Origin of the sequence: Streptomyces typhae, assembly GCF_009755605.1 — a bacterium.
Taxonomy (GTDB): domain Bacteria; phylum Actinomycetota; class Actinomycetes; order Streptomycetales; family Streptomycetaceae; genus Streptomyces; species Streptomyces typhae.
Window position 1 is genome coordinate 35,482 of the sequence record NZ_WPNZ01000001.1, and the last position, 13,954, is coordinate 49,435.

11 protein-coding genes are annotated in these 13,954 nt (G+C 70.0%); 4 read left to right on the forward strand and 7 right to left on the reverse strand.

The features are described 5' to 3' along the window. Positions 1-236: 236 nt before the first annotated feature. Positions 237-494, forward strand: a complete 258-nt coding sequence (locus GPA10_RS00170; protein WP_016639615.1) for a WhiB family transcriptional regulator — start codon at positions 237-239, stop codon at positions 492-494. A 278-nt stretch (positions 495-772) separates the two neighbouring features. On the opposite strand, the gene GPA10_RS00175 is transcribed toward GPA10_RS00170, so the two are convergent. Continuing rightward, positions 773-2,239, reverse strand: coding sequence for a sensor histidine kinase (locus tag GPA10_RS00175; protein WP_058849640.1), 1,467 nt, complete (start codon positions 2,237-2,239; stop codon positions 773-775). A 686-nt stretch (positions 2,240-2,925) separates the two neighbouring features. Then, entirely contained in the window at positions 2,926-3,522 is a 597-nt protein-coding gene (locus GPA10_RS00180; protein ID WP_157163756.1) for a TetR/AcrR family transcriptional regulator, read from the reverse strand. Positions 3,523-3,617: 95 nt separating this feature from the next. On the opposite strand from GPA10_RS00180, the gene GPA10_RS00185 reads away from it, so the two are divergent. Continuing rightward, positions 3,618-4,523, forward strand: a complete 906-nt coding sequence (locus GPA10_RS00185) for an SDR family oxidoreductase (RefSeq protein ID WP_246258587.1) — start codon at positions 3,618-3,620, stop codon at positions 4,521-4,523. A gap of 184 nt (positions 4,524-4,707) precedes the next feature. On the opposite strand, the gene GPA10_RS00190 is transcribed toward GPA10_RS00185, so the two are convergent. Next, a complete protein-coding gene (locus GPA10_RS00190; protein WP_058849642.1) occupies positions 4,708-5,778 on the reverse strand; it encodes an SIS domain-containing protein in 1,071 nt (356 codons plus the stop codon). Positions 5,779-6,135: 357 nt separating this feature from the next. On the opposite strand from GPA10_RS00190, the gene nagB reads away from it, so the two are divergent. Continuing rightward, entirely contained in the window at positions 6,136-6,921 is a 786-nt protein-coding gene (gene nagB, locus GPA10_RS00195; RefSeq protein ID WP_343040115.1) for a glucosamine-6-phosphate deaminase, read from the forward strand. Between the two features lie 240 nt (positions 6,922-7,161). On the opposite strand, the gene GPA10_RS00200 is transcribed toward nagB, so the two are convergent. From GPA10_RS00200 to GPA10_RS00215, 4 genes are all read right to left on the reverse strand, one after another. Further along, complete coding sequence (locus GPA10_RS00200) at positions 7,162-8,655, reverse strand: glycoside hydrolase family 3 protein (RefSeq protein ID WP_157163757.1); 1,494 nt, start codon at positions 8,653-8,655, stop codon at positions 7,162-7,164. Positions 8,656-8,661: 6 nt separating this feature from the next. Further along, positions 8,662-9,492, reverse strand: a complete 831-nt coding sequence (locus GPA10_RS00205) for a carbohydrate ABC transporter permease (protein ID WP_058849645.1) — start codon at positions 9,490-9,492, stop codon at positions 8,662-8,664. Next, positions 9,489-10,478, reverse strand: a complete 990-nt coding sequence (locus GPA10_RS00210; RefSeq protein WP_058849794.1) for a carbohydrate ABC transporter permease — start codon at positions 10,476-10,478, stop codon at positions 9,489-9,491. The genes GPA10_RS00205 and GPA10_RS00210 overlap by 4 nt, the downstream gene beginning before the upstream one ends. A 756-nt stretch (positions 10,479-11,234) precedes the next feature. Then, positions 11,235-12,509: an extracellular solute-binding protein gene (locus tag GPA10_RS00215; protein WP_343040116.1), complete on the reverse strand. Its 1,275-nt coding sequence runs from the start codon at positions 12,507-12,509 to the stop codon at positions 11,235-11,237. 397 nt (positions 12,510-12,906) lie between these two features. On the opposite strand from GPA10_RS00215, the gene GPA10_RS00220 reads away from it, so the two are divergent. After that, positions 12,907-13,734 (forward strand): GntR family transcriptional regulator, encoded by an 828-nt coding sequence (locus GPA10_RS00220; RefSeq protein ID WP_157163759.1) that lies wholly within the window; start codon positions 12,907-12,909, stop codon positions 13,732-13,734. Positions 13,735-13,954: the final 220 nt, after the last annotated feature.

Consider the following 13,954-nt stretch of genomic DNA (forward strand, 5'->3'; position numbering starts at 1 on the left):
GAGGAATCAAAAAAAACTTTCCGGAAGGGGTTGTATCCGCAGCCGAGGTTTGCGAATCTCTACATGGCGATCGGGACGGCCCGCAACACCGGCCTCTACAAGTCGCCAGAACCCCTCCTCTCACCACAAGGTCCACACCAGGCAACTGGGAGTCGGCCCTTCCCGCGCGGGGGGATTCGTGAAAGCGTTCACATTCACAAGCAATCTTCATGTAAGACCAAGGAGAGGTAGCAGCCATGGACTGGCGTCACAACGCCGTTTGCCGCGAGGAAGACCCCGAGCTGTTCTTCCCCATCGGCAACACCGGTCCTGCGCTGCTGCAGATCGAGGAAGCCAAGGCCGTCTGCCGTCGCTGCCCTGTCATGGAGCAGTGCCTGCAGTGGGCGCTCGAGTCCGGCCAGGACTCCGGCGTCTGGGGTGGCCTCAGCGAGGACGAGCGCCGCGCGATGAAGCGCCGCGCCGCCCGCAACCGGGCGCGCCAGGCCAGCGCCTGACGCCCACGCCCCCTTACGAGCCTGAGCTTGGCGGCGCGTGTGCCTGACGGTACTCATCCGTGGACAGCGCGTACGCAACCCCCGCCCCCGAGCCGCAGCCGCGCAGTACCCCCGGTGCGCATCGCAACGTGAGCAAGAAGCCCCGGACCGACCAGGTCCGGGGCTTCTTGCTGTGCTCTGCGCCGCGCGTGTGACGGGGAGGTTCACACACCGTCACGATCGTGGACGTTTGCGACCGCCACCACCCGCCGGGTGAGGTGTCGCGATGCCCGTGTCGGCTACTTGTCGCCGCGCACCGGAATGTCGAGAACCACCCGAGTGCCCCGTTCCGGCGCCCTGACCATGTCGAACGTACCGCCCAGCTCGCCCTCGACGAGGGTGCGCACGATTTGCAGTCCCAGGTTGCCCGAGCGATGCGGGTCGAAGTCGTCGGGCAGACCGACACCGTCGTCCTGCACCGTGATCAGGAGCCGGACTTCCTTCGCCGTGCCGCCGCGGACCGCGGAGACCTCGACGCTGCCGGTGTCCCCCTGTGCGAAGCCGTGCTCCAGGGCGTTCTGCAGGATCTCCGTGAGGACCATCGACAGCGGCGTCGCCACTTCGGCATCCAGGATGCCGAAACGTCCGGTGCGCCGGCCCGTCACCGTTCCGGGTGAGATCTCCGCAACCATGGCGAGCACCCGGTCGGCGATCTCGTCGAACTCCACCCGCTCATCCAGATTCTGGGAGAGCGTCTCGTGGACGATGGCGATCGAGCCCACCCGGCGCACCGCTTCCTCCAGGGCCTCGCGCCCGGAGACGGAGTCGATGCGCCGCGCCTGGAGCCGCAGCAGCGCCGCGACCGTCTGGAGGTTGTTCTTCACCCGGTGGTGGATCTCCCGGATGGTGGCGTCCTTGGTGATCAACTCGCGCTCGCGGCGGCGCAGTTCGGTGACGTCCCGCAGCAGCACCAGCGAACCGATGCGCGGCCCCTTGGGCTTGAGCGGAATGGCACGCAGCTGGATCACGCCGTCACCGCCCTCGATCTCGAACTCACGGGGCGCCCAGCCGCTGGCCAGCTTGGTCAGGGCCTCGTCCACAGGGCCCCGGGACGGCGCGAGTTCGGCGGTGGCCTTGCCCAGATGGTGCCCCACGAGGTCGGCGGCAAGGCCGAGGCGGTGGTACGCGGACAGCGCGTTCGGCGACGCGTACTGGACGACGCCGTCCGCGTCCAGGCGCAGCAGACCGTCGCCCACGCGCGGGGACGCGTCCATGTCGACCTGCTGTCCCTCGAACGGAAACGATCCTGCGGCGATCATCTGCGCCAGGTCGGATGCCGACTGCAGATACGTGAGTTCGAGCCGCGAAGGGGTGCGCACCGTGAGGAGGTTGGTATTGCGGGCGATGACTCCGAGAACGCGTCCCTCCCTGCGTACGGGGATGGACTCGACGCGCACCGGGACCTCCTCGCGCCACTCCGGGTCACCCTCGCGCACGATGCGACCCTCGTCGAGCGCGGCGTCGAGCAGCGGCCGCCGACCGCGCGGCACCAGGTGGCCGACCATGTCGTCCTGATAGGAGGTCGGGCCGGTGTTGGGCCTCATCTGCGCCACGGAGACATAGCGCGTGCCGTCGCGCGTGGGCACCCACAGCACGAGGTCGGCGAAGGAGAGGTCGGAGAGCAGCTGCCACTCCGAGACCAGCAGATGGAGCCACTCGAGGTCGGAGTCGCCGAGGGCTGTGTGCTGGCGTACGAGGTCGTTCATGGAGGGCACGTCTGCGAGCGTACCTGGCGATCCCGGTGGTCCCTGTTGTACCTGGGTGCGGCTGGCGGCGGCTCGCGGCGGCTGGCCATGCTCGTTGTGCGTGGCGGGTGGTGACTGTTGCGGCGGCTGGCGACTGTTGTGGCTGCCGGTGTCTGCTGTGCCTTGCGGTGGCTGTCGGCGTTTGGTGTGCCTCGCGGTGGCTGCGGCGGCTGCTGTGCCCGACGATGGGTGTCGGCATTTGCTGTGCCTGGCGACAGTTGTCGGCAGCTGCTGTGCCCGACGGCGGCTGTCGGCGGCCGCTGTGCCTGGTGACGGCTAGGGCATTTGCTTACCCGACGGCGGCTGCCTGTGCCGGTCGTATCCGGCTGCGGCTGCCCGCGCGTGTCGGATCCGGCCGGACCCGACAGGCCGCGGCGCCGGGGCGGGACCCTCAACCCGACCCCAACACCGCAGCCCTTCAGGTGCATCGACGACCGGAATGTGCGGTACCAGCCGCCGATTCGGGAGAACCCGGCGCGGTCAGGGCAGAGAGCGCCGGCTCCTCGATCCGCTCTTCTGTGCGGGAAGAGCGGGGCTTTACTCCCGCATTGTGGACTAGACCATTCTCCGATGTCTATGCGCGGGAAGCGGTTTGTTGTCGGATCTTCCTCCAGTCGGGATTCCGGTTTTCGCCCGGCGGAAGCCCGTCAGGCCGTCGGCCAGGCCCGCATCGCCAGGTCGACGACAGCATTGAGATCCGCCCTTGTGGCGCCGTCGCGCGACTGCTGCGACAGCCCCTGGAAGACCGCCCCCATATATCGGGCGAGATGACCGGCGTCCGCGCCCCCGGGCAGTTCCCCGGCGTCGACGCCTCGCTGGATGCGTGCCGCGAAGGTCTCGACGTTCGCGTTGCGCTGGGCGCGCAGGGTCTGCTCGATCTCGGGGGTCGTGCAGTTGGTCGCCGCGTGGATGACCATGCAGCCGTGTGGGTGGCCGGGCTCGGTGAAGACCGCGGCGGCCTCCCGCAGGACGCGCTCCATCGCGGCGCGGGCCGTCGGCTCCTCCGCCAGCGCGTGCCCGCCGAAGGCTCCGTACGAGCCCACGTACCGCACCAGGACCTCCTCGAACAAGGTCCGCTTGTCGCCGAACGCGGCGTACAGGCTCGGGGCTCCGATGCCCATCTCGCGGGTGAGGTCGGAGACGGTCGTCGCCTCGTACCCGTGCTCCCAGAACTGGCGCAGGGCCTTCTCCAGGGCCGTGTCCCGGTCGAAGGAGCGCGGCCTGCCTCGCTGTTTCGTCGCCATGGAAAAAATTCTATAGCGCCCGCTAGAAAAATGGGAGCCCGTCGGGTACGGTCTTTATGTAGCGGCCACTAGAGAAAGTTGGGGGGCGCCTCATCATGGGTGCACTTGCGGGTACGGCGAAGACCGGCACGACGAAGATCGGGACGGCAGAGACCGGCATGGCGAAGACGCGTGTGGCAACAACAGACACGGCCGATGGAGACACGGACACGAGCGAGAGGCACACAGCGGCCGGGACGAACCCAGGGCGGCTGGTGGGCAAGACCGCCCTGGTCACGGGCGGCAGCCGAGGCATCGGGCGCGGCATCGCCGAGCGCCTCGCGCAGGACGGCGCCCGGGTCGGCGTGCACTACGGCAGCAACGAGGCCGCGGCGAAGGAGACGGTGGCGGCGATCGAGCGGTCCGGCGGCTCCGCTTTCGCGATCGGCGCGGAGCTCGGCGTGCCCGGTGACGCGGCTGCGCTGTGGGCGGCCTTCGACGCCCATGCGGACGGCCTGGACATCCTGGTGAACAACGCCGGGATCGGTACTTCACGGCCGTTCGCAGACACGGACGAGGCGGAGTACGACAGGTTGTTCGCGGTGAACGCCAGAGCTCCGTACTTCATCACCCGCCTCGGCGCGGAGCGGCTGCGGGACGGCGGGCGCATCATCAACATCTCGTCGGGCGTCTCCCACGCGGCCGTGCTGCCGGACATCATGACGTATGCCATGACGAAGGGCGCCCTGGACGTCTTCACGCGGAACCTGTCCAAGGTTCTCGGCCCCCGCGGCATCACGGTCAACGCGGTGGCGCCCGGCATCGTGGACACGGACATCAACGCTGCGTGGCTGCGCGGCGAGGACAACAAGGACGCGTGGGCGGGCGCGGCGGCGATGTCCGCCCTGGGCAGGGTCGGGACGACACAGGACATAGCCGATGTGGTCGCCTTCCTCGCCGCACCGGACGGACGGTGGGTGACGGGTCAGTGGATCGACGCGACGGGAGGTTCCCTGGCCTGAACCTCCGGCCCGCGTCATCGGCCCGCATCGCCGGCCTGCATCGCCGGCCTGCATCGCCGGCCTGCAGACCGGCCGGAACCACCGGCCCCTACCGCCGACCCGACTCATCGGCCTGCACCACCAGCCCGAACCATCGACCTGCGCCACCAGCCCGAACCACCGGCCTGCATCGCTGAACTGCAGCTCACCGCGTCTCCGTCACCTTTGCCAGCGCCCGCGGGGCGTCGGGGTCCTGGCCGCGGGCGATGGTGACCTCGTGGGCGAGCAACTGGAGGGGGATGATCTCCAGGATCGGCTGGACATCCTCGGGTACGCCCTCGGTGGGTAGGACGAACCCGGCGGACGCCTGCTCGACCTGGGGCTTGGGGCCGATGACGACGAGGTCGGCGCCGCGGCCGCGCAGCCGGTCGAGGACGGGCTGCAGTGCCTCCCCTCCCCTGCCGTCCGGGACGACGGCGATGACCGGCGAGATGTTGTCGACCATGGCGAGGGGGCCGTGCAGGAGGTCGGCGCCGGAGTAGGCGAGGGCGGGGATGTAGCTGGTCTCCATCAGCTTCAGGGCGGCTTCCTTGGCGGTGGGATAGCCGTAGCCGCGGGAGGTGATCACCATGCGTTCGGCGAAGCGGTAGCGGGCGGCGAGGGTGCGGATCTCCGCCTGGCGGGCCAGCAGGTCGGCGGCGAGGCCGGGCAGGGGGCGCGCCGCGGCACCGTCGCCGTCGCGCAGCCCCTCGACGAAGAGGTAGAGGGCGAGCAGGGAGGCCGTGTAGGTCTTCGTGGCCGGCAGGGCCTTCTCCGGGCCCGCGAGGATGTCGATGTGGTGTTCGGATACGGCGGCCAGCGGGGAGTCGGGGTTGTTGGTGACCGCGAGGGTGAGAGCGCCGGCCTCGCGGGCGGCCTGGGTGGAGGCCACCAGGTCCGGTGAGCCGCCGGACTGGCTCACGGTGATGACCAGAACGTCCCTGAGGTCGGGCTTGGCGCCGTAGGCCGTGGTCGTGGACATGGAGGTGAGGCCGCAGGGCAGGCCGAGGCGGACTTCGAGGAGGTACTTGGCGTAGAGGGCGGCGTTGTCGGAGGTGCCGCGGGCGGTGAGCAGGACGAAGCGGGGGCTTCGGGCGGCGACCCGGGCGGCGGTCTCGCGGATCCTCGGGGCGCCGGTGTCGAGGAGCCGCCGCAGGACATCGGGCTGCTCGGCCATCTCACGGGACATGATGCGACCGGGCTGCTCGCTGTAGGTGGAGGACGACGTCACAGTCATGTCTCCCACTGTGCTCGCTACCGGCCGGGAGCGCTTGCCCATCGGGGCGGCCGGGGCCGGCCCGGAGGGCTTCGCCCGGCTCTGTCAGGGGTGCCGGTGGAGGTACGGCGAGGTGGCCGGTGGGAGGACTGCGGTGGACGGCGGAGTGGACCGACAGGGGCCTGCGGAGGGGATTGCGCAGGGCCCTGCGGAGGGGATTGCGCGGGGGGCTGCAGAGGGGGCTGCGGAGGGGTCCGGCGGAGGGTGGTCTGGGGGCACCGATGGGGGACGGCCAGGGTGCGGCTCTGCTAGATTGGTCTATACCACACTCCGAGCGCACCTCCCGCTCCTCCCCTACTCCAGATCGGCAGGCACAGCGTGGAAGTTGTCATCGTCCCGGACGCCAAGGCAGGCGGCGAGCTCATCGCGGAGGCCATGGCCGCCCTGGTTCGCCGCAAGCCCGACGCCCTGCTCGGTGTCGCCACCGGCTCGACCCCGCTGCCCATCTACGAGGCGCTGACGGCGAAGGTCCGCGAGGGTGAGGTCGACGCGTCGCGGGCGCGCATCTGCCAGCTGGACGAGTATGTGGGGCTGCCCGCCGGGCACCCGGAGTCGTACCGCTCGGTGGTGCTGCGGGAGGTCGTGGAGCCGCTCGGGCTGAGCGAGTCGGCGTTCATGGGCCCTGACGGCAGCGCGGAGGACGTGCAGGGCGCGTGCGAGGCGTACGACAGGGCGCTGGCGGAGGCGGGCGGGGTCGACCTGCAACTGCTCGGGATCGGTACCGACGGGCACATCGGGTTCAACGAGCCCTGCTCGTCGCTGGCCTCGCGTACGCGGATCAAGACGCTGACCGAGCAGACGCGGGTGGACAACGCGCGGTTCTTCGAGGGGGACATCGAGCAGGTGCCGCACCACGTCATTACGCAGGGCATCGGCACGATCCTGGAGGCTCGGCACCTGGTGCTGCTCGCCACGGGTGAGGGCAAGGCGGATGCGGTGGCGGCGACCGTCGAGGGGCCGGTGGCCTCCGTGGTGCCCGCGTCCGCGCTTCAGTTGCATCCGCATGCCACCGTGGTGGTGGACGAGGCGGCTGCGTCCAAGCTGAAGCTTGCCGAGTACTTCCGGCACACGTACGCCAACAAGCCTGCTTGGCAAGGGCTTTAGGCTTCCTGCCGGGGTCGCTGCTGACGGCGCCGGGCGCCCCTGCGTGGGGCGCCCGGCGCCGTTCTGTGTTGTGCTGCTCCTTGTTCGGGTGCGGGCCGTGGGTGGTTTGTGCCCACCCGTTCCGCCCTGCGGAACGCCTGCCCACAAACCACCCGGCAGCCTCCAGCACACCCCGGCCGGGTCATGCCCGGAAACCGACAGGCGCGCGCAAGGGGATCGACGCGCCCCCGGTGGGTTACCTCATGCGCCTGTGAGGATCTCCGCCGCTGCCTCCCCGCACACCCGGGCCGCGCCGTGGGTGGCGATGTGGAGGGCGCCGGTGGGCTTGGACTGGGGGACGCCCATTTCGATGACGACGGTGTCGGGGCGGGCGGCGAGGAGGTGGTCGACGGCGGCGGCCATCCACGGGTGGCGGTGGGCGTCGCGGACGACGGCGACGACGCGCCGGTCCCCCGCCGCCGCCAGCGCCTCGGCGCCCGCGCGGTCGCCGGTGAAGGAGCCGGTCTCGGTGCCGGGAAGGCGGCGGGACAGCTCGGCGGCCACGCCCCAGGGGGTCTCGTCGCCGACGGCGATGTTGGCGACGGGGGTGAAGGCGGCGACGTACGGGGCACCGGTGAGGGGGCCCGCGTAGGTCTCGGTGTGGGTGACCGTCAGGGCGCGGCGGGCCGCGCGCAGGCCGACCTCGGCGTCGGGGGTGACGGCGGGGCCCGCCGCGCGGGTGGCGGCGGACCAGTCGGCGAGGGCGCGCACCCGGGCGGCCGCGTCCGCGAGGCGCTCCTCGGGCAGGTCGCCCGAGCGGACCGCGGCGACGAGGGCGTCGCGCAGCCGCAGGACGGTGAGTTCGTCGTGCAGGCCGCCGCCGACGCAGATCGCGTCGCAGCCCGCGGCGACGGCGAGGACGGTGCCGCGCTCGATGCCGTAGGCCCCGGAGATCGCGCGCATCTCGATGCCGTCGGTGACGATCAGGCCGTCGAAGCCCAGTTCGCCGCGGAGCAGGTCGGTGAGGACCTGCCGGGACAGGGTGCCCGGCAGGTCCGGGTCGAGGGCCGGGACGCTGATGTGGGCGCTCATCACGGCGCGGGTCCCGGCGGCGATCGCGGCCCGGAACGGGACGAGTTCGCGGGCGTTCAGGAGGTCCGCCTCGGCGTCGATGTGCGGCACCGCGTGGTGCGAGTCGACCGCGGTGTCGCCGTGGCCGGGGAAGTGCTTGGCGCAGGCGGCGACGCCCGCGGACTGCATGCCCTCGATGTAGGCGGCGGTGTGCCGGGCGACCAGGGCGGGGTCGGCGCCGAAGGAGCGTACGCCGATGACGGGGTTGCCGGGGTCGGAGTTGACGTCGGCGGACGGCGCCCAGTTGAAGGTGACGCCGCAGTCCGCGAGACGGCGGCCGAGTTCGGCGGCGACGCCCCGGGTCAGGTCCGTGTCGTCCACGGCGCCGAGCGCGTGGTTGCCGGGGAAGGAGGAGCCGGTGCGCACCTCCAGGCGGGTGACGTCACCGCTCTCCTCGTCGATGGCGACCACGATGTCCTCGCGCTCGGCCCGCAGCTGGGCGGTGAGCGCGGCGACCTGCTCGGGGGTCTGGATGTTGCGGCCGAACAGGCCGACGGAGGCGAGGCCCTCGCCGATGCGGCGCAGCAGCCAGTCGGGGGCGGTGGTGCCGCCGAAGCCGGGCTGGAGCACGGTCAGGGCGTCGCGGGTGAGGGCGTCGGGGGCGCCCGCGGAAGTGGAAGTCATGGTGCTTTAGCCCTTCACGGCGCCGTCGGTCAGGCCGGCCACGGCCCTGCGCTGGAGGAAGACGAAGAGGATCAGGATCGGGATGGCGAACAGCGAGGCCGCGGCCATGGTGGCGCCCCAGTCGTCGCCGAACGCGGTCTGGAAGCTGGACAGCCACACCGGCAGGGTCTTGGCCTCGGCTTCCTTGTTGAGCACGAGGACCAGCGGGAACTCGTTCCAGGCGGTGATGAAGCCGAAGAGCGACGTCGACATCAGGCCCGGCGCGAGCAGCGGCAGGATCACCCGGCGGAAGGCCTGCATCCGGGTGCAGCCGTCGACCATGGCGGACTCCTCCAGCTCCCTCGGCACGGCGGCGACGAAGCCGCGCAGCGTGAGGAGCGTGAAGGGCAGGATCATCACCATGTAGAAGAGGGTCAGCGGGATCAGGCTGTTCAGCATGTCCGCGTCGCGCACGATGATGTAGATCGCGATGACCATGACTTCCCACGGCGCCATCTGCGCCAGCATGAAGCCGATGATGAAGCCGCGGCGGCCCTTGAAGCGCATCCGGGCGAGGGCGAACGCCGCGGTCACGCCGATGATGAGGGAGAACAGGACCGCGAGGATCGTCACGGTCAGGGAGTTGCCGACCATGGTCCAGAAGTGGTCGGCGTCCATCGCCTTCTTGAAGTGCTCAAGCGTGGCGTCGGTCGGGAACCAGACCGGGTCCTCGGCGATGATGTCGCCGGTCGGCTTGAAGGCCGTCGCGAACATCCAGTACACGGGGAAGACGCAGAAGACGAAGAGTACGACGGCGACCAGGTTGGGCCAGAGGCGGCCCATCAGCGAGCGCTTCACAGCTCGTCCTCCTCTTGCTTGAGCACGATCCGCAGGTAGAACGAGGTGATGGCCAGCAGGATGACGATGGTGAGCAGCGCGATCGCGGCACCCATGCCGAAGTGCTGGTTGCCCATGCCCTCGATGTAGGCGTAGACGGGAAGGATCTCGGTGAGGCGGTCGGGGCCGCCCTCGTTGATCGTGAAGACCTGTACGAACGCCTTGAAGACCCAGATGATCTCCAGGAACGTCGTGGCGTAGAGGAAGGGCCGCAGATACGGCAGCGTCACCTGGGTGAACTGCTTCCAGGCCCCGGCGCCGTCGAGGGACGCGGCCTCGTACAGCTCCTTGGGGATGGTGGTCGTGGCGGCGTACAGGTTGATCGCCACGAAGGGGATGGACATCCAGACGATGAGCAGCAGGACCACGAAGAAGGTCGAGTACTGCGTGGCCAGCCAGTCGTGGTCGGCCATCGACTCGAAGCCGATCTTGGCGAGCACCCAGTTCACGACGCCGAAGCGCTGCGCGAACAGCCACTGGTAGACCGTGCTCGCCGCGACGACGGGCATCGCCCAGGCGAGGACGAGGCCGACCAGGAGGAAGGTGCGCATCTTGCGGCCGAGGCGTGCGAGGAGCAGTCCGACCAGGGTGCCGATGGCCATGATCAGCACGACGTTGAGGGCGGTGAAGGCGACCGAGCGGCCGGTGACCCGCCAGAAGTCCTCGCCGGTGAGGACCTCCTTGTAGTTGTCGAATCCGTTCCACTCCGTGAGGTGCAGAATGAACTGCCTCATGTTGAGGTTCTGGAACGACAGGATCCCGTTGTTGACCAGTGGCCAGCCGAGCAGCAGCAGGGTGACGATGATCGCGGGGGCAAGAAGCAGATAGGGCGTGAGGCCGGCGAGACGTTCCGAGGCCTTGCGCGGCCCCTTTGGTCGTGGCCCGCCGTCCAGTGTCTGCACCTCCGTCGGGCCGGAGGGCGGCCGTTCGGTCTTCTGCACGGTCATGCTCGCCATCTCTTTCGTGGGCAACGCGAAGCGCCTGGGGCGGCGCGGGGGCACCTGCGGCAGCGCGGGGGCGCTGTCACCGGCGCGGTGGGCGCCGGTGACAGCGCCGGGAACGCGGGGTTGCGCCGGGGGCGGCGCGAAGAACACGGGGTGCGCCGGGTGGCGCGTGGAACAGTTGCGCCCGGAGGCGCGGGGCCAGACTGCGCCGGGTGGCGCGCGGAACCGGATCGCGCCGGGTGGCGCGGCGGAACCGGATTGCGTTGGGTGGTGCGTGGTTCCGTCGCGCCGGGTGGTGCGACGGAACCGGATCGCGCCGGACAGCGCGTGGAACCGGATCACGCCAGGTGGTGCGACGGAACCAGATTGCGTTGGGTAGTGCGTGGAACCAATTCGCGCCGAGTGGTGCGACGGAACCAGATCGCGCCGGACAGCGCGTGGAACCGGATCACGCCAGGTGGTGCGACGGAACCAGATCGTGCTAGGTGGTGCGACGGAACCGAATCGCGCCGGACAGCGCGTGGAACCGGAACGTGCCAGGTGGCGCGGTGGAACCAGGTGGTGTCGGGGTGGCGCGAGGGGCCGGGTTGCGTCGGAGCGGCGCGGGATCGCGGGGCTCGCGCCGAAGGGCGCGGGACACGCGGGCTCACGCAGCAGCGGCGCGGGACACGCATGGGTACGCCGGGGGCGGCGGGGTCGGTTCACCCGCCGCCCCCGGCGGGGTCGGTTCACCCGCCGCCCCCGGCGGGGTCTGCGTTGTTACTGCTTCTGCGACAGGCGCTTGTTGAGCTCGCCCTCGACCTGCTTGGCGGCGGACTCGGGGGACTTACCGTTGAGCACCGCGGTCATGTAGTTCTTGAGCGGGTTCGGCGGGTTCTCGACCGCGCCCCACTCCGGGATCAGCGGGGTGGTGCCACCGCCGGCGGCGGCGGGGGCGGCGGCCTCGGCGGCCGCGTTGCCCTTGAGGTTGGACTCCAGGGCCTTCTTGTTCGGGATCACGCCGCCTTCCTTGGCGAGCTGGCCCTCGAACTTGTCGGACAGCGCGATCTTGAGGAACTCCTTGGCGAGCTCCTGCTTCTTGCTGGTCGCGGCGATCGCGAGGTTGGAGCCGCCGAGGAAGACGCCCTCGGGCTTGTCCGCGGTGGCGCCGGGGATCGTGAAGAAGCCGATGTCCTTCTCGATCTTCGGGTTGGCCTTGATGGCGGTGGGCGCTTCCCAGCTCATGCCGATGAAGGCGCCGGTCTTGCCCTTGGCGAAGACCTCGGCCTGCTGCGGGGTGGCCTCGTCCTTGTTCTTCGGAGCCTTGGAGAGGTCCGCGAACTGCTTGTAGGTCTTCATCGCCGCGGCGACCTTGGGGTCGTCGAGGTTGGAGACGTACTTGTCGCCGTCCTTCTTGACCAGCTCGGCGCCCTCACCGATGGTCAGGCCGACGAAGTGGTACCAGTTCTGGCCGGGCAGGTAGATCGGCTCGGCGTCGGTCTTCTCGCCGATCTGCTTGAGGTCCTTGAGGAACTCGGCGCGGGTCTTCGGAAGCTCCTTGATGCCGGCGTCGGCCCAGATCTTCTTGTTGTAGACCACGACTCGGTTGAGCACGAACCACGGGGCGGCGTACTGCTTGCCGTCGGTCACCGAGGCCTTGTTCATGGACTCGGTCCAGTCGGCGCCGATGGTCTCCTTGAGATCACCGAGCTCGGCGAGGCCGCCAGTCTTGGCGTACGCGGCGGTCTGCGTGTTGCCGATCTCGAAGACGTCCGGCGGGTTCTCCTCGGAGAGGGCGGTGGTCAGCTTCTGCTGAATACCGTTCCACTGCTGGACCTCGAACTTCAGCTTCGCGCCGGTCTTCTTCTCGAAGGCCGCCGTGACGTCCTTCTGCCACTGGTCCGGCGTCGAGCCGTCCATGGCCCAGAGCGTCAGCGTCTCGCCCTTGAAGCCGTCCGCCCCGGACTTCTTGTCGTCCTTGTCGTCGCCGCCACACGCCGCAACCGAGACCAACATGCCCGCGACACCGATAGCCGCTATGAGCTTGCGCTTCACAGTCATCCTCCTTTGGATGCCAGCCAACCCCCCACCCGCAGCGACCAGAGGACCGAAAGAGGACCGAAAGACTGCCCGTGGGACTGGACCTGGTCTTTAATGGTGTAGACCAGTACGGGGAGCTTGGCCTAGACCTTTATAGGTGTCAAGGGTGTATAAGAAGGGCAGTCACGTCCGTTATCGGACCGACACCTGAGGGGGTTTCGGACCGGTGTCGGACCGGTGTCGCACCCCCGGAACACCCTCGGGAAAGCGGCCTCGCGCGACCTCCGCGCGAGCGGAGCGAGCCCCTCGCCCCCGGACCGTGCCACGATGTGAGCCGCGACAGACGGAGGACCCGGTGACCACAGCGCAGGAGCCGGCGACAACAGCAGCACAGGAGCCCGGAAGGCGGAGCATGGGGACAGAGGCGGGCAGCACCCAGGCCGGGGCGGACACGTCCGCGACGGCAGCCGTGAGCGCGACCGTCTCCGCCACGGCGGACGGCTCGGGCCCCGGAAAGTCGGTCCGCCCCGCGCGCGTGCCCAAGTACTACCGCCTGAAGCGGCACTTGCTCGACATGACCGAGACCCTGCCTCCCGGCACCCCGGTCCCGCCGGAGCGCACTCTCGCCGCCGAATTCGACACCTCCCGCACCACGGTCCGCCAGGCCCTCCAGGAACTCGTCGTCGAGGGCCGTCTGGAGCGTATCCAGGGCAAGGGCACCTTCGTGGCAAAGCCGAAGGTTTCGCAGGCCCTGCAACTCACTTCGTACACCGAGGACATGAAGGCGCAGGGCCTGGAGCCGACCTCGCAGCTCCTCGACATCGGCTACATCACCGCGGACGACACCCTCGCCGGGCTGCTCGACATCACCGCGGGCGGCCGCGTCCTGCGCATCGAGCGGCTGCGCCTGGCCAGCGGCGAGCCCATGGCCATCGAGACCACGCATCTGTCGGCCAAGCGCTTCCCGGCCCTCAGGCGCTCCCTGGTGAAGTACACCTCGCTCTACACGGCGCTCGCCGAGGTGTACGACGTGCACCTCGCGGAGGCCGAGGAGACCATCGAGACCTCCCTGGCCACCCCCCGTGAGGCCGGGCTGCTCGGCACCGACGTGGGCCTGCCGATGCTGATGCTGTCGCGGCACTCGGTGGACGGCGGGGGCCTGCCGGTGGAGTGGGTGCGGTCGGTCTACCGCGGCGACCGCTACAAATTCGTGGCCCGCCTCAAGCGCCCCCAGGACTGACCCGCACGGACCGCGACCCCCACCGGCCGTGACCCGCACGGACCGCGACCCGCACCGGCCGCGACCCGCACCGGCCGCGACCCGCACGGACCGCGCTGCCGCTCCGGGCCGCCCCGCCGCCTCCGCGCCGCCCGTACGAGGGAGGTCCCTCCCGCCCCATGGCGCGGATCACGTTCCTGCCCTACCGTCCTCCCGTCACCGCATGACACGTGAACGGGAG

What these genes read in the sequence shown, in the direction of transcription:
- GPA10_RS00170 (WP_016639615.1), top strand. Translation starts at nt 237, where the DNA reads ATGGACTGGCGTCACAACGCCGTTTGCCGCGAGGAAGACCCCGAGCTG.
- GPA10_RS00175 (WP_058849640.1), bottom strand. Translation starts at nt 2,239, where the DNA reads ATGAACGACCTCGTACGCCAGCACACAGCCCTCGGCGACTCCGACCTC.
- GPA10_RS00180 (WP_157163756.1), bottom strand. Translation starts at nt 3,522, where the DNA reads ATGGCGACGAAACAGCGAGGCAGGCCGCGCTCCTTCGACCGGGACACG.
- GPA10_RS00185 (WP_246258587.1), top strand. Translation starts at nt 3,618, where the DNA reads ATGGGTGCACTTGCGGGTACGGCGAAGACCGGCACGACGAAGATCGGG.
- GPA10_RS00190 (WP_058849642.1), bottom strand. Translation starts at nt 5,778, where the DNA reads ATGACTGTGACGTCGTCCTCCACCTACAGCGAGCAGCCCGGTCGCATC.
- GPA10_RS00200 (WP_157163757.1), bottom strand. Translation starts at nt 8,655, where the DNA reads ATGACTTCCACTTCCGCGGGCGCCCCCGACGCCCTCACCCGCGACGCC.
- GPA10_RS00210 (WP_058849794.1), bottom strand. Translation starts at nt 10,478, where the DNA reads ATGACCGTGCAGAAGACCGAACGGCCGCCCTCCGGCCCGACGGAGGTG.
- GPA10_RS00220 (WP_157163759.1), top strand. Translation starts at nt 12,907, where the DNA reads ATGGGGACAGAGGCGGGCAGCACCCAGGCCGGGGCGGACACGTCCGCG.